The sequence below is a fragment of the Streptomyces sp. NPDC052020 genome (genome assembly GCF_040680575.1).
Taxonomy (GTDB): Bacteria; Actinomycetota; Actinomycetes; order Streptomycetales; family Streptomycetaceae; genus Streptomyces.
The window spans coordinates 33,989-54,258 of the sequence record NZ_JBFAWY010000042.1; the positions used below are offsets into that span (position 1 = coordinate 33,989).

Annotated in this window: 20 protein-coding genes and 2 pseudogenes; 14 read left to right on the forward strand and 8 right to left on the reverse strand. The window is 69.9% G+C overall.

Features of this window, described 5'->3' with window-relative positions; translation table 11 throughout:
• Window positions 1–95 precede the first annotated feature (95 nt).
• Genes AB0L74_RS30090 through AB0L74_RS30100 form a run of 3 tightly spaced genes read left to right on the forward strand, consistent with a single transcriptional unit; the run spans window position 96 to window position 4,173 of the window.
• Window positions 96–1,268 (forward strand): extracellular solute-binding protein, encoded by a 1,173-nt coding sequence (locus AB0L74_RS30090; protein WP_365659218.1) that lies wholly within the window; start codon window positions 96–98, stop codon window positions 1,266–1,268.
• Between the two features lie 57 nt (window positions 1,269–1,325).
• The gene (locus AB0L74_RS30095; RefSeq protein WP_365659221.1) at window positions 1,326–3,095 is read left to right on the forward strand and encodes an iron ABC transporter permease; all 1,770 of its coding nucleotides are present in this window, start codon (window positions 1,326–1,328) and stop codon (window positions 3,093–3,095) included.
• Window positions 3,088–4,173 carry an ABC transporter ATP-binding protein gene (locus AB0L74_RS30100; protein WP_365659224.1) on the forward strand — a complete coding sequence of 362 codons (1,086 nt, stop codon included), beginning with the start codon at window positions 3,088–3,090 and terminating at the stop codon, window positions 4,171–4,173. Before AB0L74_RS30095 ends, AB0L74_RS30100 begins: the two co-directional genes overlap by 8 nt.
• A gap of 130 nt (window positions 4,174–4,303) precedes the next feature.
• On the opposite strand, the gene AB0L74_RS30105 is transcribed toward AB0L74_RS30100, so the two are convergent.
• Together AB0L74_RS30105 and AB0L74_RS30110 are read right to left on the reverse strand one after the other, a co-directional pair.
• On the reverse strand, window positions 4,304–5,686 hold the full coding sequence (locus AB0L74_RS30105) for a DUF3500 domain-containing protein (RefSeq protein WP_365659227.1): 1,383 nt from the start codon (window positions 5,684–5,686) through the stop codon (window positions 4,304–4,306).
• 341 nt (window positions 5,687–6,027) lie between these two features.
• Window positions 6,028–6,516, reverse strand: coding sequence for an FCD domain-containing protein (locus AB0L74_RS30110; protein WP_365659230.1), 489 nt, complete (start codon window positions 6,514–6,516; stop codon window positions 6,028–6,030).
• Between the two features lie 68 nt (window positions 6,517–6,584).
• On the opposite strand from AB0L74_RS30110, the gene AB0L74_RS30115 reads away from it, so the two are divergent.
• The gene (locus tag AB0L74_RS30115) at window positions 6,585–6,824 is read left to right on the forward strand and encodes a hypothetical protein (protein WP_365659233.1); all 240 of its coding nucleotides are present in this window, start codon (window positions 6,585–6,587) and stop codon (window positions 6,822–6,824) included.
• Here AB0L74_RS30115 and AB0L74_RS30120 read toward each other — a convergent pair.
• From AB0L74_RS30120 to AB0L74_RS30145, 6 genes and pseudogenes are all read right to left on the reverse strand, one after another.
• Window positions 6,807–6,968: pseudogene (locus AB0L74_RS30120) on the reverse strand (GntR family transcriptional regulator); the annotation flags it as partial. The gene AB0L74_RS30115 and the pseudogene AB0L74_RS30120 overlap by 18 nt on opposite strands.
• A 51-nt stretch (window positions 6,969–7,019) precedes the next feature.
• A complete protein-coding gene (locus AB0L74_RS30125) occupies window positions 7,020–7,316 on the reverse strand; it encodes an antibiotic biosynthesis monooxygenase family protein (protein WP_365659236.1) in 297 nt (98 codons plus the stop codon).
• Between the two features lie 20 nt (window positions 7,317–7,336).
• Complete coding sequence (locus AB0L74_RS30130; protein ID WP_365659239.1) at window positions 7,337–7,795, reverse strand: cupin domain-containing protein; 459 nt, start codon at window positions 7,793–7,795, stop codon at window positions 7,337–7,339.
• Window positions 7,796–7,818: 23 nt separating this feature from the next.
• Window positions 7,819–9,179: pseudogene (locus tag AB0L74_RS30135) on the reverse strand (NAD-dependent succinate-semialdehyde dehydrogenase).
• Window positions 9,179–9,739: an isocitrate/isopropylmalate family dehydrogenase gene (locus tag AB0L74_RS30140; RefSeq protein WP_365659242.1), complete on the reverse strand. Its 561-nt coding sequence runs from the start codon at window positions 9,737–9,739 to the stop codon at window positions 9,179–9,181. The pseudogene AB0L74_RS30135 and the gene AB0L74_RS30140 overlap by 1 nt, the downstream one beginning before the upstream one ends.
• Window positions 9,675–10,970 (reverse strand): citrate:proton symporter, encoded by a 1,296-nt coding sequence (locus AB0L74_RS30145; RefSeq protein ID WP_365659245.1) that lies wholly within the window; start codon window positions 10,968–10,970, stop codon window positions 9,675–9,677. Before AB0L74_RS30145 ends, AB0L74_RS30140 begins: the two co-directional genes overlap by 65 nt.
• 372 nt (window positions 10,971–11,342) lie before the next feature.
• On the opposite strand from AB0L74_RS30145, the gene AB0L74_RS30150 reads away from it, so the two are divergent.
• The 10 genes from AB0L74_RS30150 (at window position 11,343) to AB0L74_RS30195 (ending at window position 19,893) form a co-directional block, all read left to right on the forward strand.
• On the forward strand, window positions 11,343–12,056 hold the full coding sequence (locus tag AB0L74_RS30150) for a FadR/GntR family transcriptional regulator (RefSeq protein WP_175462487.1): 714 nt from the start codon (window positions 11,343–11,345) through the stop codon (window positions 12,054–12,056).
• A gap of 238 nt (window positions 12,057–12,294) precedes the next feature.
• Window positions 12,295–12,987, forward strand: coding sequence for an aspartate/glutamate racemase family protein (locus AB0L74_RS30155; protein ID WP_365659248.1), 693 nt, complete (start codon window positions 12,295–12,297; stop codon window positions 12,985–12,987).
• A complete protein-coding gene (locus AB0L74_RS30160) occupies window positions 12,984–13,820 on the forward strand; it encodes a sugar phosphate isomerase/epimerase family protein (RefSeq protein ID WP_365659251.1) in 837 nt (278 codons plus the stop codon). Before AB0L74_RS30155 ends, AB0L74_RS30160 begins: the two co-directional genes overlap by 4 nt.
• Before the next feature lie 30 nt (window positions 13,821–13,850).
• Window positions 13,851–14,933 carry an isocitrate/isopropylmalate dehydrogenase family protein gene (locus tag AB0L74_RS30165; RefSeq protein WP_239099474.1) on the forward strand — a complete coding sequence of 361 codons (1,083 nt, stop codon included), beginning with the start codon at window positions 13,851–13,853 and terminating at the stop codon, window positions 14,931–14,933.
• A gap of 85 nt (window positions 14,934–15,018) precedes the next feature.
• Window positions 15,019–16,281, forward strand: coding sequence for a 3-oxo-tetronate kinase (otnK, locus tag AB0L74_RS30170; protein ID WP_365659255.1), 1,263 nt, complete (start codon window positions 15,019–15,021; stop codon window positions 16,279–16,281).
• On the forward strand, window positions 16,278–16,922 hold the full coding sequence (gene otnC, locus AB0L74_RS30175) for a 3-oxo-tetronate 4-phosphate decarboxylase (RefSeq protein ID WP_365659258.1): 645 nt from the start codon (window positions 16,278–16,280) through the stop codon (window positions 16,920–16,922). The genes otnK and otnC overlap by 4 nt, the downstream gene beginning before the upstream one ends.
• A gap of 51 nt (window positions 16,923–16,973) precedes the next feature.
• Entirely contained in the window at window positions 16,974–17,471 is a 498-nt protein-coding gene (rraA, locus tag AB0L74_RS30180; RefSeq protein ID WP_365659261.1) for a ribonuclease E activity regulator RraA, read from the forward strand.
• Window positions 17,472–17,474: 3 nt separating this feature from the next.
• Complete coding sequence (locus AB0L74_RS30185; protein ID WP_365659264.1) at window positions 17,475–18,614, forward strand: DUF475 domain-containing protein; 1,140 nt, start codon at window positions 17,475–17,477, stop codon at window positions 18,612–18,614.
• A 212-nt stretch (window positions 18,615–18,826) separates the two neighbouring features.
• Window positions 18,827–19,321: a winged helix-turn-helix domain-containing protein gene (locus AB0L74_RS30190; protein ID WP_365659267.1), complete on the forward strand. Its 495-nt coding sequence runs from the start codon at window positions 18,827–18,829 to the stop codon at window positions 19,319–19,321.
• The gene (locus AB0L74_RS30195) at window positions 19,318–19,893 is read left to right on the forward strand and encodes a transposase (protein ID WP_365659270.1); all 576 of its coding nucleotides are present in this window, start codon (window positions 19,318–19,320) and stop codon (window positions 19,891–19,893) included. The genes AB0L74_RS30190 and AB0L74_RS30195 overlap by 4 nt, the downstream gene beginning before the upstream one ends.
• Window positions 19,894–20,270: the final 377 nt, after the last annotated feature.

A 20,270-nucleotide genomic window follows, 5' to 3' on the forward strand; every position in this document is an offset into this window, starting at 1 on the left:
TCTTGCCACCCCCCACGCCCACCGGCGTCACCTGACCCCGCCGGTCTCTCGAAGCAGCTGACAGCGCCGTCGCGTCCCCTACGAGAAGAGCCGCCATGTCCACCATCCCCCGTACACCCGCACCGGGACCATCGTCCAGCGCCTGCCCCTCCCGCCGTCACCTCCTACGGGGCGCCGCGGCCGTCGGAAGCCTCACCGCCCTGGGCGGCACACTCTCCGCCTGCACGGCCGACGAGGCGAACGCCGCCGCCCCACAAGCCCCCGCGTACTACCCCGCCTCCTACGACACGATCGTCGACGCCTCACGGCGGGAGCGGAAGCTCCTCATCTACTCGAACACCTCGCAGACCAACTGGCAGCCGGTCTTCGACGCGTTCGCCCGGCGCTACCCCTGGCTGTCGGACATCCGCGCGACCAACCTCGGCGGCTCCGCCGTCTACGAGCGCTACTACAGCGAATCCGCCGCCGGAACCTCCCCCGCCGACGTGCTGGCCAACAACGCGGGCCCCCTGTGGGGCGACTACGCGACCCGGAACGCCGCCGCCGACTACCGCTCACCGGAGAAGGACCACTTGCCGGACTGGGCCGAGCTGCTGCCCGGCGTATGGACCATGTCGACGGACCCGGTCGCTCTCATCTACAACCGCAAGACCCTCGCTCCGGACCAGTTCCCCGACGGTCTTCGGTCGCTGGCGGCGATCGTAGAAGCGCAGCCGTCCCGCTTCCGCGGGAAGATCGGCGTCTACGACCCGACCAACGCCTACGGCTACGCCAGCAACCATGGCTACACCTCGAACGTCGCGGGCGGCTGGGACACGTTCCGACGGCTGCTGCCGTTCGCCCACGCCGATCATTCCTCCGGCACGCTCGTGGAGAAGGTCGTCTCCGGCGAGTACGACTTCTCCATCAACCTCAGCGGTGGCGTCGCGATCCCGGCCGCCGAGCACAGCGGGGGCCTGCTGGGGTGGAGCTACTACGCGGAGGGCACCGTCGTCATGCCACGTGGAGTGTCCATCGTGAAGACCGCCCCGCACCCGAACGCGGCCCGTCTCTTCCTGGACTTCCTGCTCTCCGCCGAAGGGCAGGCGGCGGTCGCCGAGGGCGGCTTGGTGCCGTACCGGCCGGACGTGCGCCAGGACGCCATGGACAGCTTGCAGGACATGCGGCGCAAGCTCGGCGCGGAGCGCGTCCATCTGTACCGGCCCGTGCAGGTCCCCGAGCGTGTGCGGGAGGCATACGTCGCGCGCTGGGAGAAGGCAGCCAGCTGAGCCGACCACGTCCGCCCCAACGCCTCCCTGCCCCCGCCCCGTTCGTACGGAGTCGCCATGGCCATCCAGACACCCCAGGCGCCACCCGCCCCGTCCCGCACCCCGCGCGCGGGCGAGCTGGGCACGCCCCAGTACCGGCGCCTGTGCGGCGCCGGACGTGAAGTCACCATCCACTGGCTGACGTTCCTCGTCACCGCCGTGCTCGTCCTCGCCCCCGTCGTACCGATCCTCTACCAGTCGGTCCGCAACCAGCCCCTGTACGCTGCCGGCGGCGCCTTCACCCTCTCGAACTACACCCACCTGTTCACGTCGGCGGGCTTCGGTTCGATCATCCTCGACACGCTCCTCTTCGCCGTCCTGACGACCGTGTTCGCCCTCGCCATCGCGGTGCCGATGGCGATCCTGCTGGAGCGCACCCGCTTTCCCGCCGCCCGCCTGTTCGGCCAGGTGCTGCGCTGGCCCATCTACATCTCCCCGCTCGTCCTGGCCTTCGGCTGGATCGTCGTCTACGGGCCAGCCGGCTTCCTGACCAGCGCGGTGCGCGAGGGCTTCGGCTGGGTGCCCTGGAACCTTTACTCGCTGCCCGGCATGGCGTTCGTCGAGGCCGTCGCCCAGGTTCCCATCGCCTACCTGTTCTGCGCCAACGCGCTGGCCGCCTCCGACACCTCGCTGGAGAACGCGGCCCGGAGCGTCGGCGCGGGGCCTCTGCGCATCCTGCGCTCGGTCGTGGTGCCGATGCTGCGTCCACCGATGCTCTACGCGGGCCTGCTGATCTTCGGAACGGCGATCGAGACACTGTCCATCCCACTCATCCTTGGCGAGCCCGCCGGCATCACCCTCTTCTCCAACTTCCTCTACGAGCAGGGCATCGACTCGATCAACCCGGACTACGGCCTGCTGGGCGCGGCGTCCACCTTCATGCTGCTCACCACCATCGGCCTGGTCGTGTTCCAGACGCGGCTGCTCAAGCACGCCCAGCGGTTCGTGTCGGTGCGCGGCAAGGCCACCCGCTCCGACCTGCTCGACATCGGTGCCTGGAAGTGGCTGGGCTTCGCCTTCGTCGGTCTGTACGTCGTCTTCGGCGCGCTGCTGCCGATGCTCGCGCTGATCCTGCGCGCGTTCACCTCGCTGCTCACTCCGCTGGTGAATCCGTTCGACTTGCTCACCCTGGACAACTTCCGTCTGATCTTCGACTACGCGCCCTACACCGAGTCGATCGTGAACAGCATCACTGTGGCCTTCGTGGGGGCGGTGGCCGTGACCCTGTTCGGCACGGTGGTGGTCCTCGTGGCACGCCGTTCCGACTTCCGCTTTGCCCGGCTCCTGGAGACGACCGCGCAGTCGCCGCACGCGGTCCCGGGCCTGATCGTCGGCATCGGCCTGTTCTGGGCCTTCACCTGGATGCCCGGCGGCGACCTGGTGCGCGGCACGCTCTTCGCGCTGATCATCGCCTTCGGCATCCGGGCACTCCCGTCGGCGTACGGCGCGATCTCCCCGGCGACCATGCAGCTCGGAGCCGAACTCGACAACGCCGCACGCGTCGCCGGCGCCGACTGGTGGCGCACGGTGTCCCGGATCATGCTCCGTCTCCTCATGCCCGCGATGCTCGCCTCGTTCCTGCTCATCTGGACCCAGATGATCCGCGAGTACGCCCCTGCCATGTTCCTCGCCGGAGCCGAGTCACAGGTCATCGGCACCACTGCCATCGACCTGTGGACCCAGGGTGAGACCGGCTCTGTCGCCGCCCTCGCCACCCTGCAGATCGCCGTCACCGCCGTCGTCGCCGGCCTCGCCGGTCTCCTCCTGAAGGGGAAGAAGCATGCCTGAGCTGGTCGTCGAGAACATCAAGAAGTCCTTCCACGGGACCGCAGTCCTGGAAGACATCAACTTCACCGTCGCCGACGGGGAGTTCTTCACGCTGCTCGGCCCGTCGGGCTGCGGCAAGTCCACCACCTTGTCGTGCGTCGCGGGTCTGGAGACCCCCGACTCAGGCACCATCCGCGTCGGCGACCAGGTCTTCTTCGACGGCACCCCGCGCCACACGGTGCCCCCCGAGGGCCGGAATCTCGGCTTGGTCTTCCAGTCGTACGCGCTCTGGCCGCACATGACGATCGCCGACAACCTCGCACTGCCGCTGAAGCTCCGCAAGGTCGCCAAGGACGAGCGACGGCGCCTCATCGACGACGCCCTCACCAAGGTCGACATGGCTCACCTGCGCGACCGCTACCCCCACCAGCTCTCCGGCGGACAGCAGCAGCGCGTCGCCCTCGCCCGAGGCATCGTCTACTCCCCCGGCGTCCTGCTCCTGGACGAACCACTCTCCAACCTGGACGCCAAGATGCGCGACCAAGCCCGCGTCTGGCTCAAAGATCTCCAACGCGAGGTCGGCATCACCACCGTATACGTCACCCACGACCAGGTGGAGGCGATGTCCCTGTCCGACCGCATCGCCGTGTTCATGCACGGCCGCCTCCAGCAGGTGGGCACACCGACCGAGATCTACGAGACCCCCGCCACTCCCGAGGTCGCCGGCTTCATCGGCCGCTGCAACCTCCTGGAGGGGCACGTCGACTCCACCGAGGGCGCAACCGTACAGGTCGAACTGGGCAAGACCGGCCAGCGCCTGAGGGTGGCTGGGGTCTGCTCCGCGGGGTCGTCCGCCACCGTGGGCCTGCGCTCCGAACGCATCACACTCACCGACCGCGCGGACGCCCCGCACGACGGTGCCGTCAATGTGCTCCGGGCGAGGATCGAACAGTGTTCTTACACCGGAGCGCGATTCGAGTACGAACTCAGCGTCGGCGATCTGCGCGTCCACGCCGAGAGCCCCGTCCGGCACACGGACGCCGAAATCAACCTGGTCATCCGCCCGGACGACTGCCTGCTGTTCCCGGCACAGGTCTGATCCGGAGCGCAGCACGCGGCCAGTCCCGGCGGGCATCGGCCTCTCACGACGCCTACCGGGACCGGGCTGCCCGCACTCCTGCGGCACGGGGTGTCATGACGCGGCACGTGCCGGTCGCGGACGTCATGTGTCAGTGGTCGGTTTCCAGGTGGAGCTTGAGCAGGTCCACGCCGTAGTCACCGCCGTTGGGCGTGCGGATGATGGTGTGGATGTGCTGCTGGGTGGGGGTGCCGCCGCCCATGCCGCCACCGGCCGGGCCGCCGCTCGGCATACCGGTGGGCTGCCCGCTCGGCATGCCGGACGGCCCGCCGCTTGGGGCGCCACCGCCGCCGCCCATCTGAGCGTTCTCGCCGTAGGCCAGCGGGGACTGGGCGTCGTACTCGATGAGCACGACCGGGCTGTGCACCCGGTAGTAGAAGGCGGAGGAGTCCTTGGTCTCGCCGATCCAGTAGAAGTACGTGTCGTCGAGGTGCTCCTCCACCTCCTTCATCTTCACCGCGGCGTGGCCGTCGTCCATGTAGCCGACGTAGACGCCGACCAGGTCGAGCAGTTTCTGGCGCTGGGCGGAGGTGAACTCCTTCGCGGCGAGGCCCTGGTAGGCCAGCTTCAGGTTGTCCTGGCCGGCCCCGGCGACCATGTTCGTGCCGCCCTTCTCGTCGGCGGAGATCACCTTCTTGCGTTGTGCCGAGGTCAGGGACCGCAGCAGTGCCAGGCCGGCCTTGGTCTCCGGCTTGAAAAGGGTGATCTTCTCGCCGTTGTAGGTAGCCGAGGTGGGCTCCGAGCCCATGAAGGTCGGGGACATGACGACCTGGTCGCCGAGGACGAAGTAGTTGATGGCCACGTGGTGGCCTTCGTACTGGAAGCCCCAGGGCTTGGACGTGGAGGGAGTCCCCATGAAGGTGAAGTAGTAGTGCCCCTCGGTCAGCGTCTCCTTGCCACCACCGTTGTAGTCACCGAGGAAGGCGTTGAGCTTCATGATGTTGCGGGTCTGGGCCAGCCCGTCGGCCGACAGAGCCGCACCGAGCAGGGCATAGCCGAGGTTGCGCTGCTTCTCGGTCAGGTCGCCCATGCGGGCACCCTCGCGTTCGTAGCCGTCGACGTTGCTCCAGGCCAGCCACTCGTCGTCGTCCACGTCGAACACGGACGCCCGGCGCACCTTGGTGCTGAGTCCGTCCAGGAACGCCTGCGCGGCCTGCACCACCGCATCCGTCGAGACGCCGGTGGAGTGGATCGAGAACAGGTCGTCGACGACCGTGCCGTCGGTGGTGACACCCGTGAAGTCGGCGTACTTCACCTCGGTGGCACCGGGGCCCATGCCCCCGGCGCCACCGGGCCCACCGGACGGCATCCCGCTCTGGGCGCCGCCGGACGCGGAGCCGCCCGTGTCGGACACTCCGGCGGAACAGCCGGTCATGGTCGCCACGGCGGCGGCGCCTCCCAGCAGCAGGGAACGGTTCATGAACCAGCGGCGCGTGCGCTCGGTGGCGGGGGTACGGGGACGGTGTGCGTGCATGTGAGTGACCCTCGCCCAGGACCCTGATTTTTTCGTGAGGTCTTCCTGTCGGACGCCTATGAGATCGCGACGGTGACAGCAGTCGGCGGCTCCTGCGGCGCGGACCTCGCCCGCTCAGCGCGGTGGCACAGCACGCGCGTCATGCAGCTGCGGTTCATCTACTGCCCCTACCTGGTACGAACCGGAGCCGGCGGTCCGCTCCCGCGGCACGGGGATGGTGACCGGCTGGGAGGGGTCCGCGGCCAGGGCGGCGGACGCGGTGGAGCCGCTGAGGGACGCCGCGTGTGGCGGAGCCTGAACACCGCCATGCACACCCGTCCATTCGCCCAACCTCGTCGGACTCAGCCGCAGGAAGGTGAACGCTCACTAACCACGGGGCACACCGTCATTCGGCGGTACCCACTGCGGCGCGTCTTCTCCTGGCTCACGGACGACAGGTGTTCGCGCAGGTAGGCCGACGCCTCGGCGCGCTTGCCGGCCAGGAGGAGGTCGGCGATGCGCACGTGCTCGGCGCAGCGCAGGGCCGCGCGGTCGCGTTGCAGGGAGCGCCGGTATTCGATGAGGCGGCGCAGGCGGTCGACGCGGCGCAGGAAGCCGATGAAGAAGGTGTTGTTGCTGCACGCCATGACGGGCTCGTGGAAGCGGCTGTTGAGGTCGTACAGCTGGGCGTTGCCGATGGTGTGGATACGACCGTCGACCAGGCGCTGCTGGGCTCGGACGGTTTCGAGGGCGTCGCGGTCCATGACGAAGCCGGGTTCGAGGATGGCCGCGGGTTCGATGGTGAGGCGGAAGCGGTAGCTGTCCTGGTAGGCGTCCATCGAGGTGAGCATGGGCTGGAATCCCAGCCGTAGCCGGGGAGCCGTTCGATCCAGCCTTCCACCGCGACGCGGCGCAGGACGTGGGCGAGTTGTCCGGGTGGGAGGTCATAGCGGCGGGCGAGGGCGTTCTCGGTGATGCGGTCGGGGAGCCGGCCGTCGAGCCGGTCGGCCGCGATGCGCAGGTAGACGTCCTCGACCGGCGGGAGCGGGGACGCCTCGGTCAGGGCCGGACCGGTGAGGGCGACGGTGTAACCGCCCCGTTCGGCGGCGGCCACCACGCCTTCGTCCGCCAGCAGCCGCAGGGCCTGGCGGACCGGTGAGCGCGAGACCTTCAGGTGTTCGGCCAGGGCCCGTTCAACCAGGCGTGCGCCAACGGGCATGTCGCTCGACGCGATGTGCTCCACGATGCGGGCGGCCGTCCGCCGGGTGAGCGGGGTGGGGCCGTGGGCCGTGGGCGCTGTCATCCTCTGATGCCTCCGCGTGGGCCGGGACCCGGTCGGTCCCGGCCGCCGACGTCATGGTGCAAGGACGGAGTGTACGTGTTCGACCTGCGGCGGAGCCGCGAAGTGCGGTCCGGCCAGGGCCCGCCACTTGGCGAAGCCCTCGGAGGCGCGGAAGGTGACGGTGTGGTGCTCGACGGTCTCCCAGCGGACCATCAGCCGGTAGCGCGAGGGGTGTTCGACGCTGCGGTGCAGGTCGACCCCGTCGCAGCCGTCGGCTGCGAGGAAGTAAGGAAGGGCCTTGGCGACGGCCTCTTCGAACTGTTGCTCCTGGCCGGGATGAATTTCGATCTGGGCGATCTCGGTGATCACGGGGTGCTTCCTTCTCGGTCTCAGCCGTTGTTCCGGGCGTCGGCCTTGGCGTGCTCGGCGTCTACCCGTGCGGTGACGCCGGTTTCGACGATGGTGCGGGTGGCGTCGACGGTGGCGTAGATCCACAGGATGCGCATCGGCTCGGTGGCGGAGGCGTTGCGGAAGCAGTGGGGCATACCGGCGGGGACGTAGGTGGTGTCGAAGCGAGTGACGTGGTGTTCGGTGCCGTCGATCTCCACGATGGCGTCGCCTTCGAGGATGGTGACGCTCTCCGGGCAGTTGTGGGTGTGCAGGGCGATGCCCGCGCCGCCGTCGAAGAGAGTCTGGCCGGTGAGGAAGACCTCGGCGCCGGTCGCCTTGGTGACCAGGGGGATGGTGCGGGCGCCACCGCCGCGGCTGAAGGCGGTCAGTTCGGCCGGGCGCAGGACCGCGGGCTCGAAGGAGGCGAAGCAGGGCTCGTCGGTGGGATGGTGGTGCACGGTGGTTCTCCAGGTGGGGATGGTCAGGCGGCCGGGCCGATCCAGACGGTCTTGGTGTTGACGAACTCGCGGATTCCCTCGGCGCCGAGTTCGCGGCCGTAGCCGGACTTCTTGATGCCGCCGAAGGGCAGGCGCGGGTCGGAGGCGACCATGCCGTTGACGAAGACGGCGCCGGCGTCGAGGAGGCGGGTCAGTCGGCGGGCACGGAGGTCGCTCGTCCACAGGGCGGCGCCGAGGCCGTACTCGGTCCGGTTGGCCAACGTGATCGCCTCGTCGGCGTCGGCGACGCGGGTGATGGCGGCGACCGGGCCGAAGGTCTCCTCGTCGAAGGCGGCCATCCCGGGGCGGACGTGGTCGAGGACGGTGGGCGGGTAGTAGCAGCCCGGCCCGTCGGGGATCTCGCCGCCGAGGAGCAGGTGGGCGCCTGCGTCGACGGTGCGGCGGACCTGGTCGTGCAGAGTGTCGCGGAGGTTCGCGCGGGCCATGGGGCCGATCGCCGTCTCGGGGTCGGTCGGGTCGCCGACCTTCAGCTCCGCGGCGGCGGCCGTGAAGGCGGCGACGAACGCGTCGGCCACGGCCTCCTCGACGATGAACCGCTTGGCGTTGACGCAGGACTGGCCGACGTTGACGTACCGGGCCTTGACGGCAGTGGCGGCCTCGACGTCGGCGTCGGCGAGCACGACGAAGGGGTCCGAGCCGCCGAGTTCGAGGACCTGCTTCTTCAGCACGGCCGCGGCCTGGGCCGCGACGATCGCACCGACCTCGGTGGACCCGGTGAGCGTGACCGCCGCGACGCGCGGGTCGGCGATAATCCCGGCGACCTGGTCGACCTCGATGAGCAGGGTGCGGCACAAGCCCTCGGGGGCGCCGGCCTTGCGGACGACCTCCTCGACGGCGAGGGCGCACTGCGGGACGTTGTTGGCGTGCTTGAGCAGGGTGCCGTTGCCGGCGGCGAGGGCGGGGCGGCGAAGCGGAAGAACTGCCAGAAGGGGTAGTTCCACGGCATGACGGCGAGGACGACGCCGAGCGGGTCGTAGACAACGGCGCTCTCGGTGGCGTTGGAGGCGACGGGTCGGTCGGCGAGCTGCTCGGGGGCGTGCTCGGCGTAGTACTCGCAGGTCATCGCGCACTTCTCGATCTCGGCGCGTGCTTCGGTGATCGGCTTGCCCATCTCGGCGGTGATGAGCGTCGCGTAGTGGTCCTTGCCGTCGCGCAGGACACGGGCCATCTCCCGCAGCAGGGGCACCCGGTCGGTGATGTCACGCCGTCGCCAGTCTGCCTGAGCGTCGGCCACCGCGTCGAGGATGCCGCCGACCTCCTCGGCGGACTGCGGGGTGTAGCGGGCGAGCTCGGTGCCGTTGACCGGGTCGGTGGAAACGATCATCAGGCGGTCTCTCCGGTGTGCTCGATGATGCGGTGGATCTCGGCGGCGAAGTCGGCGGTGCCGAGGGTGCCGCCGATGTCGCGGGTGCGGGTGGCGGGGTTGTCCAGCACGGTGCTGACCGCGCCGGTGATCAGGACGGCGGCCCGCTGGAGGCGGTCGTCGCCGTCGCGTCGGCCGCGCCAGTCCAGCGGCATCGCGGCGGACAGGATCAGAGAGGTGGGGTTGGCGACGCCCTGGCCGGCGATGCCGGGGGCGGAGCCGTGCTGGGCCTGGGCCACGCACAGGGTGTCGGAGGCGTTGGCCGAGCCGCCCAGGCCGCTGTGCGTCGCGGTGACCGGGGCTGTCTCGGCGGGGCGCAGTCCGACCCGGCGGCGACGAGGGAACCCGTACCGACCCTCGCGCGGACCGTCAGGACGCAGGTGAGCGGGGCGCCGGCGATAAGCCTTCGACCAAGGTCTGCCAGGGGGTCTGGGGAACGAAGGACACGCACACGGCTCAGGTGATACTGATGGCGCCGGTGAGGAGGGCGAAGGCGATGTAAGCGAAGGAGACCAGGACACCCCAGCGCAGGGCGTGCTTCTGGAAGTCGCCCAGTTCCGCCTTGACCAGGCCGAGGAGGACCCACAGGGGCGCGCTGGTGGGGCCCATCATGTGGAGGATCTGGCCGATGGCTCCGGCGCGGGCGATCTCGTTGGCCGGGATGCCGTAGTGGGCTGCGGATTCGGCGAGGACGGGGACCACACCGAACCAGTAGCCGTCGTTCGACATGAAGAAGCCGAGGGGAAGCGCGAGGACCGCAGTGAACAGCGGTATGACGTTGCCCCATCTGTCGGGGACGATCGACAGCGCCGCGTCGGCCATTGCCTTGATCATGCCGGAGTCGGTCATGATGCCGGTGAAGACGCCGGCGGCCAGGACGAGGATCATCACCGGGACCGCGTTCGCGGCCTGGCGCTTGATGAGGTCCTGCTGGTCGCCGATGGAGCGGATGTTGACGAGCAGGGCGATGACGAAGGCGACCATGAACAGCACCAGGAGGTCGGCGACCTCGGCGATGAGCAGGACCATCAGGAGCAGGGTGAGCGCGGCGTTGAACCACAGACGCCAGTCCACCTCGACCGGCTCGAACGCCTCGCCGGAGGCGATCTCCAACTTGTAGGCGGCCAGCTTCTCGGCGTCGATCTTGTGGCGTTCGCGCAGGCCGAGCCAGTAGGCGACGGCGATGATGGCCAGGCTGGTGAGCGCCATGGGGCCGATCATGTGGACGAAGTACTCGCTCGCGTTCAGATGCAGGACGCTGATGCCGCGGGTGGCCGCGCCGCCCCAGGGGGTCGTGCCGGAGATGGTGCCCAGCGCCATGGCCGCCAGGGTCGCCAGGATGAGGGGATTCATGCCCAGGCGGCGGTAGATCGGCAGGAACGCCGAGCAGACGATCATGTAGCTGGTGGTGCCGTCGCCGTCGAGGGCGACCAGGAGGGCGAGCACGGCGGTGCCGACCACGATGCGGACCGGGTCGCCCTTGGAGGCGCGGACGATGGCCTGGACGATCGGCTCGAAGAGTTTCACCTCCATCATCAGGCCGAAGTAGAGGACGGCGAACAGCAGGAGGGCGGCGGTCGGCGCGACCGTGTCCAGCCCGTTCATGATCATGTCGCCGAGTTGGCTCCCCTTGCCCGCGATGACGGCGGCGACGAGGGGGGTGAGCATGATGGCGGTGAAGGCGGAGAGGTACTTCCGCATCACGAGCAGCATGAAGCTGCCCAGGGTGGCGAAGCCGAGGACGGCGAGCATCGTTGCTCCTTGCTCCTTGGGGCAGGGCTGAGGGCCGCCGGTCGGGCGGCGGCGCGGAACGGCGCGTGAGGTCAGTGCGTGTCGGTTCGGGTGGCGACCGGCAGCGCACGCAAGGCCGTGCTCGGCTCGTGCGTCGGGTCGGTCATGGTACGTGCGGCTCCTGTACGGCGGGCTCGGCGGGCGCACGGTCGTGGCGGGGCTGGGCCCGGTGAGGAGGTCAGGAGTGCGCCTGGCATGGCTGGGACGTCCGGGGTGGCCGACACGGGGAAGGCGGGTGACTCGGCCCCGCCCGCTTCCGGACAACCGGTTTACCGGATTGCCGGTAGGTAACTAGAATCCAGCCATCGCGTCAATACCGAAGTGAGGAAATCGATGGCCGAACTCGCCAGAATCACGGTCGAGCCGCGCGAGCCGCTGGCCGCCGAGGTCTCCCGCCGCCTGATCGACTACCTGATGTCCGGCGAGGTCCAGCCCGGCGACCGCATCCCCTCGGAGCGACAGCTCACCGAGATGCTCGGGGTGAACCGGCCCACCGTGCGCGAGGCGATCAAGTCACTGGGCTTCCTCGGCCTACTGGAGATCCGGCAGTCGAGCGGCACGTACTTCCGCGGCACCGACTCGGACGTGCTCTACCGGCTCTTCGAACTGGGGCTGGTGCTCGGCGAGCGGGGCGCCCGGGACATGGTGCAGGCCCGCGCGGAGCTGGAGGTGATCGTCGCGGGACTGGCCGCGCAGGCCCGCGACGAGGCGGGCGTCGAACTGCTCCGGACCCGACTGACGGCGATGCGGGAGTGCCCGGACGCGGAGTTCCCGGAGGCGGACACCGCCTTCCACGCCGCCCTGGGCGAACTGGCCGGCAACACCGTGCTGCGGGACATGCTCAAGGGGATGCGGGCGATGATCCAGCGCGGCTGGGTGGAGCGCACGGGGGCGGTCCGCTCCCGCAAGGTGGCCTACGACGACCACGTACCGATCTTCGAGGCGGTCGCGAACGGTGACGCGGAGGCCGCCCGCGCGGCGATGGCCCGGCACATGGACGGCGCCTCCCGGCGCCTGATGAAGGCGCTCGAACAGCGCGAGGGCTAGGGGCCACGGGGGGCTGCCGGACCTCTTCCGGCAGCCGGAGGCGCAGCCCTGCGCAGAACCGGTTGACCGGTTGACCGGTTGGACCTAGAGTGGCGGCGCGGCACCGATACACCACGCTGCCGCCCCCATCTCGGGCCCGTGTCCTCCGCCGTCGGGAAACAATTCCCGCGTCGTCCGGAGACCGGTCCTCGGTCGGGACCCTTGCCGGTCCCCGCCTACCGGAAGAGGTAAGAACCCGGTGATCGAATCCCCTCCCCTGGTCGCCATGATCCACGCCGTGCCGGCCGCCCATCGCATCGCCCAGAACGCGTTCGCCCAGGAGTTTCCACAGGCCACGGTCTGGAACGTGCTGGACGACCGCCTGCTGGACGACGCCAACGCGACCGGCGGCCTCACCGACGCACTGCGTCGCCGCATGCTCCGGCTGATCGCACACGTCATGGACGGTGGCGCCCAGGGTCTGCTGCTGACCTGCTCCTCCTACGGGGAGGTGGTGGACACCGCCCGCGTACTGTGGGACGTGCCGGTGCTGAAGTCGGACGAGTCGATGTTCAAGGCCGCCCTGGCCGGCCCGTACCGGCGGATCGCCGTCGTCGCCTCCACCCCGCCGGCCGTACCGGCGGCAGTCGCCCAGCTGGAAGCGCTCGTCCCGGCCGTCCGCCCGGGCCGCCCGGTCGACATCGTGACCGCGCTGAGCGAGGCTGCCGCCGGCGCCGGCCCCGAGGAGGCGGCCCGGCTCCTGGCGGACGCCCTCCGTACGGTCGGGGGCACAGACGCCGACGCGGTGCTCCTGGCGCAGTACTCGCTCACGCCGGTCCGCGATGCCCTGGCGGCCCTGCTCGGTGTGCCGGTACTGGACGGCGCCGGTGCCGCCGCCCGTGAGCTGCGCGGCCTGCTCGTCCCGGTCGGGGCGCAGGTGGTCACGCCATGAGCGCAGTACTGCCCTGGCCGGTGGCCTACACGGTCTCCGGGAACGACTGTGTCTCATCCATGCCGCTCGGCCACTCGGCGCCGCTCGCCGAGGCCGTCCGCGATCTGGCCGAACTCGGTTACGACGGGGTGGAGGTACAGGTCAGGGAGACCGGCGCGCACGACACCGAGACGCTGGCCCGGACCGTCGAGGCCGCCGGCCTGAAGGTCCTGGGGATCGGCACCGGACCGGTGGCGGCGCAGGACCGGCTGACCCTGACCGACCCGTCCCCCGACGTCCGCCGACATGCGCTGTTCCGGCTGCTTGGCGCGGCCCGGCTGGCCGGGGAACTGGGCGTGCCGGTCTCGCTCGGCCAGACCCGGGGCACCTTCCTGCCCGGCCTCGCGGACATGCAGCGCGTGTGGGCCGAGCGTGCCGTGGAGCAACTGGCCGAGGAGGCCGCCACGCGCGGAAGCCGGTTGCTGCTGGAGCCGCAGTCGCGGGCCAACACCTCGCTGTGGCACACCCCGGCCGAGGCCCTCGCCGTCCTCGACTCGCTCGACGCCCCGACCGGCCTGGTGCTGGACACCCACCACCTCGACGCCGAGGGCGTCGACGTGGTCCGGGCCGTCACCGACCACGCCGCCGTCACCGGCTGCCTGCAACTCGCCGCCGCCCCGACCCGGGGGCCCTTGACGGTCGGTGATCCCCGGCTCCCCGAGCTCCTCACCGCACTGCACGCCGGCGGCTTCACCGGCTGGCTGACTCTGGAGCACACCCAGGACGGCGACAGCACCAAGGCCGCCGCCCGTTCCTGGACCGCGCTCACCGACGCCGCCTCGGCACTGTCCTGACCATTTCTTGTTCTGAGAGGAACCCGCACCATGAGCAGCAAGACCTACCGCCTCGGCGTCCTCGACGGCGACGGCATCGGCCCCGAGATCGTCCCGTCCTCCGTCGAGATCGCCACCGCCGCCGCCGAGGCCGCCGGCGTCTCCGTCGACTGGGTGACGCTGCCGCTGGGCGCCTCCGCCATCGAGACCCACGGCACCCCCGTCCCCGAGGAGACCAAGGACGCCCTCGCCGGCCTCGACGGCTGGTACCTCGGCCCGCACGACTCGGTCAGCTACCCCGAGCCGCACAAGTCCGCCCTCAATCCCTCGGGCACCCTGCGCAAGCACTTCCAGCTCTTCGCCAACATCCGCCCCGCCAAGTCCTTCCCCGGCGCGAAGGCCGTCTGCGACAACGCCGACCTGGTCATCGTCCGGGAGAACACCGAGGGCTTCTACGCCGACCGCAACACCTTCGCGGGCACCGGCGAGTTCATGCCCACCCCGGACACCGCGATCATGCTGGGCATCATCACCCGCGAGGCCACCGAGCGCGTCGCCCGCGTCGCCTTCGACCTGGCCCGCTCGCGCCGCAAGAAGCTCACCATCGTCCACAAGGCCAACGTCCTCAAGCTCACCACGGGCCTGTTCCGCACGGTGTGCCAGGAAGTCGCCAAGGACTACCCGGACGTCGCTGTGGACGACTTCCACATCGACGCCATGACCGTCCACCTGGTGCGCCGCGCCCAGGACTTCGACGTCATCGTCACCGAGAACATGTTCGGCGACATCCTCTCCGACCTGGCCGGCGAGATCTCCGGCTCGCTCGGCACCGCCCCGTCCATCAACTCCTCCGCCACCACCGCCATGGCCCAGGCGTCCCACGGCTCCGCCCCCGACATCGCCGGGCAGAATATCGCCAACCCGGTCGCCATGATCCTCTCCGGCGCCATGCTCTTCGAGTGGCTCGCCGCCAAGCACGGCGACGAGAAGCTCGCCACCGTCGCGAAGATCATCGAGAAGGGCGTGGCCGACGCGATCGCCGCCGGCACCTCCACCCGCGACCTCGGCGGCTCCGCCTCCACCACCGAGTTCACCGCCGCCGTCATCAAGGCCATCGGCGCCGGGCAGAACTGACCCGCCCACTCCGGGGCGGGTGCCTCCGCCGCCCGCCCCGATCCGCCTCCCGTACCACCCGCACGTTCGAGGAGAGACCCCGACCATGACCCTGCGCATCGGCTGCATAGCCGACGACTTCACCGGCGGCACCGATGTCGCCGCGGCCTTCCGGCGTGCCGGCCTGCGCACCGCCCTGGTCTTCGGCACCCCGGACGACACCACCGCGCTCCCGGCCGACTGCGATGCCGCCGTGATCGCCCTCAAGTCGCGTTCGACGCCCGCCGACGAGGCCGTCGCCGACTCCCTCGCCGCCCAGCGCTGGCTGTGGTCCAAGGGCGCCGCGCAGGTGTACTTCAAGTACTGCTCGACCTTCGACTCCACCCCGCAGGGCAACATCGGTCCGGTCACCGACGCCCTGATGGACGCCGCCGGCGCCGGCGTCACCCTGCACTGCCCGGCCTCCCCTCCCAACGGCCGCACGGTCTACCAGGGCCACCTCTTCGTCCACGACCAGCTGCTGTCCGACTCCCCGCTGCGCCACCACCCCCTCAACCCCATGACAGACTCCGCGCTGGTGCGCCTGCTGTCCGCGCAGACCCGCCACCAGGTGGCCCTGATCGACTGGACCACCGTCCGCCGCGGAGTCGAAGCCGTCCGGGACGCCGTCGTAGCCCACCAGCAGTCCGGCGTCCGGCACATCATCGCCGACGCCCTCACCGACGAGGACCTCGCCGTTCTGGGGGCCGCCACGCTCGAACTGCCGGTCGTCGCCGGTGCCGCCGGCCTCGCCGAAGGACTCGGACACGCCTACCCGGCCGCCGGTACGGCCGCCGCCGAAGCCTGGCCGCGCGACGGTCGGGCGGCCGTCCTTGCCGGCAGCTGCTCGGCCCGCACCCTGGAGCAGATCGCCCAGTTCTACGCCGCCGGTCTGCCCTCCCTCCACCTCGACGTCCTCGCCGCCGCTGCCGGCCGCGACGTCACCGGCGAGGCCCTCGCCTGGTACGACGGACAGGACACTGACCTGCCCGTCCTGATCTACGCCTCCGCGTCACCGGAGGAACTGGCTGCTGTGCAGGCCCAATTGGGTGTCGCCGAGGCCGCCACACAGGTCGAAGAACTGCTCGGCACCCTCGCCACCCACCTGGTCGAACGCGGCGTACGCCGTCTTCTGGTGGCCGGCGGGGAGACCTCCGGTGCCGTCACCACCGCCCTCGGCATCCGCGCCGTCCTCGTCGGCGAGGAGGCCGACCCGGGTGTGCCGTGGACCTACGCCACCACCAAGAGCGGCGACCTCGCCCTCATGCTGAAGTCCGGCAACTTCGGCGCCCCCGACCTGTTCACCCGCGCCCTCACGGAGGCCGAGTGACCGCCTACGCCGACGAGCCGGCCGCCCGGACGCTCATCGTCCGTACCGCTCGCTCGCTCTTCACCCGCGGTCTGACACACGGCTCGACCGGCAACCTCTCCGTTCGCCTGGCCGACGGCACCCTGCTCCTCACTCCCACCGGGTCCAGCCTCGGCACCGTCGAGGAAGCCGAGCTGTCCCGCACCGACCTGCACGGCAAGCACCTGGACGGCCCCCGGCCCACGAAGGAGGCGTTCCTGCACGCCGCCTTCTACCGGGCCCGCCCCGGCGCCCAGGCAGTCGTCCACCTGCACTCCACCCACGCCGCCGCCGTCTCCTGCCTCGACGACGTGAACCCTGCCGACGCGCTGCCCCCGCTCACCGCCTACTACGCCATGCGCGTCGGAAAGCTCCCCCTCCTCCCCTACCACGCCCCAGGTGACAGCAGCCTCGAACCGCTCGCCGAACGGACGGCCCGCACCCACCACGCCCTCCTCCTCGCCAACCACGGGCCCGTCATCGCCGGCACGTCGATGGAACAGGCCGCCGACGCGATCGAGGAGCTGGAGGAAACCGCCAAGTTGCACCTCCTCCTGCGAGGACACGCCACCCGCCCCCTCACCCCCGAGCAGGCTGCCGCGCTCGCGCCCCCATCCTCCTGACGGCCGGATGAGAAACGGGCGCGGCAGCCCCGAACGAAGAGGAGCATCACCATGCCCGAGACAGTCACCCCCGTCCCCACGGCCGACCTCGTCGACCAGTACGGCACCGACCTGCGCGTCTGTGACATGCAGTTCCGCCAGTTCGGCGCCCACCGGAGCTTTGCCGGCCCCGTCCGGACCGTCTCGTGCCACGAGGACAATGGCCTGCTGCGCGACCTCCTGCGCACCCCGGGCGACGGCGCCGTGCTGGTCGTCGACGGAGGCGGCTCCCTGCGCACCGCCCTGGTCGGCGACCTCATCGCCGGTGCCGCCCAGGACAACGGCTGGGCCGGCCTCGTCCTGCACGGCGCCGTCCGCGACAGCGCCACCCTGGCCGGCCTCCGGCTCGGCATCAAAGCGCTGGGCTCCATCCCCCGCAAGAGCGCCAAGGACTCCGCCGGAGCCGTCGACGTGCCCGTCACCATCGGCGGAGTCACCTTCCGCCCCGGCGACATCCTGCACGCCGACGACGACGGCATCGCCGTCCTCCCCGAAGGCACGGTGAACTGACCGGTGTTCATGAAGACCTTCGGGTGGTCGTTCGCGGTCACCGCGCTCGGCCTGGTGGCCGCGATCTTCTACGGTGGGTGGGCCGCCTTCGGAGTGGTGGCGATCCTGTCCGTCCTGGAGATCTCGCTGTCGTTCGACAACGCGGTGGTCAACGCCGGGATCCTGAAGAAGATGAATGCCTTCTGGCAGAAGATCTTCCTCACCATCGGCATCCTGATCGCTGTCTTCGGCATGCGTCTGGTCTTCCCGGTCGTGATCGTGGCGGTCAGCGCGTCGCTCGGGCCGATCGAGGCCGTCGACCTCGCGCTCACCGACAAGGACCGCTATCAGGAGCTGGTCACCGACGCGCACCCGTCGATCGCCGCATTCGGTGGCATGTTCCTCCTCATGATCTTCCTGGACTTCGTCTTCGAGGACCGGGACATCAAGTGGCTGGGCTGGCTGGAGCGCCCGCTGGCCAAGCTGGGCAAGGTCGACATGCTGTCGGTCTGCATCGCCCTGATCGTGCTGCTGGTCTCGGCGATCACCTTCGGTGCCCATGCCCACCAGCACGGTGGCACCCACGCCGACAAGGCGGAGACGGTCCTGCTCTCCGGCATCGCCGGTCTGATCACCTACCTGGTCGTCGGCGGTCTCTCCGGCTTCTTCGAGGACAAGCTCGAAGCGGAGGAGGAACGGCAGCACAAGGAGGAGGGAGCCGCGCGCACCGGCAAGCCGAAGTCGGCCGTCAAACTCGCGGGCAAGGCCGCGTTCTTCATGTTCCTCTACCTGGAGGTCCTGGATGCTTCCTTCTCCTTCGACGGCGTCATCGGCGCCTTCGCCATCACCAACGACATCGTCCTGATGGCCCTTGGCCTCGGCATCGGCGCCATGTACGTGCGGTCCCTGACCGTCTACCTGGTCCGCGAGGGCACCCTCGACGACTACGTCTACCTGGAGCACGGTGCCCATTACGCCATCGGCGCCCTCGCCGCCGTCCTGCTGGTGACCATCCAGTACGAGATCAACGAGTTCATCACCGGCATGATCGGTGTGGTCCTGATCGGCGCCTCCTTCTGGTCCTCCGTCCGCCGCAACAAGCGCCTCCCCGTGGCCGAGGGTGAAAGCGAAAAGGACGAAACCGAAGCGGTTTTCACGCCATAAGCGCCATTGACGCGCCTAACTCTGGTAACCGACCTGTGAGGAGACGATGCGGCTCCACACGGGGGCCCAGCTGCTGGATCGTTCATGGCGACGAGACTCAGAACAGATTGATGGCGTGACGCCCCGACCGGGTCACGCTATTCAGCTACTGAGGTTGAACTCGTGGTGTCGCAGGGGCTGACGGCTCGTCGCTCGTGCGGTATCACCGGGGCATGCGGTATCCACAAGGGGGCGGCCTGACCGCCGAACGCCAGCAGTCTCGCGAGGAGTTACGACTCAAAGCGGCCGAGAGGTTCGCCCGGGGTGAGGCGAGCTCGGCGATCGCCAAGGACCTGCGGGTCAGCGTCCGCTCGGTGCAGCGGTGGCGGCGGACGTGGAACGAGGGCGGCCCGCGGGCTCTGCGGTCGCAGGGGCCGGCGTCGCTGCCGAGGCTGAGCGAAAAGCAGTTCGCCCAGTTGGAGGCGGAGCTGGCCAAGGGGCCGGCCGCGCATGGCTGGGAGGACCAGCGGTGGACGCTGGCGCGGGTCAAGACGGTGATCGGCCGGCGCTTCCACCTGACCTACACGATCCAAGGCGTGCGCAAGCTGCTGGTACGCAACGGCTGGTCGTGCCAAGTCCCGGCCCGACGCGCGATCGAGCGGGACGACGAGGCGGTGGCCGGGTGGGTCAAGGAGGTGTGGCCCTGCGCGGAAGACTCGCGGCGGTGAGTGGGGCCTGGCTCGTCTTCGAGGACGAGGCCGGATTCTCCATGACGCCGCCGCAGGCGAAGACCTGGTCACAGCGCGGCCGGACTCCCATCGTGCGGGTCCGCGGCCGTTCCCGCAGACGGATATCCATCGCTGCGCTGACCTGCTTCAAACCCGGCCACCGATCGAGGCTGATCTACCGGCCACGCCGGGACGACGGCAGACGGGACGGACGCAAGAGCTTCTCCTGGCGCGACTACCGGGATCTGTTGATCGCCGCCCACCAGCAGCTCGGCGGCCCGATCGTGCTCGTGTGGGACAACCTCAACGTTCACAAGGCCGCCGACCTGCGGGAATGGGCCGCGGCCCGGGACTGGCTGACCAACTACCACCTGCCGCCCTACGCACCCGACCTCAACCCCGTCGAAGGGATCTGGTCCCTCCTGCGACGCGGCTGGCTTTCCAACGTCGCCTTCTCCACCCCCGAACACCTCGTCCAGCGCATCCGACGCGGTCTACGGCACATCCAGTACCGCAGTCACCTCATAGACAGCTGCCTCGCCGAGACCGGCCTGACCATCAGACCCGCCTGACCAACGGCGCGACATCACGAGTTCAACCTCAGTAAGAAGGTCAGTGGACGTGCCGACCCGTCCGCTGGAGTATGCCTCGCCAGCCGATCTCGTGCCGGTGGCCTCACCACACACATGAAGGTACGCACCCTGGTCGATGGACTCGAGAACGGTGTCGCGGTGGCGCCAGAGCCTGTGCAGCACACAGCGGGATTTCCCGAGCGGTGCGACCGCAAATCAGGCGTCCGAGAGTCACAGGCACACGGACCACACGAAGAACCGACCACATCGCGCGCGCCGGCTCAGACGCCCCTATAACGCGGGGGCGCGGGAAACCGGTCTGACCAGGTTGAAGACCTCGCGGGCGGCATATCGCTTGAGGCATCGGATGATCTCGC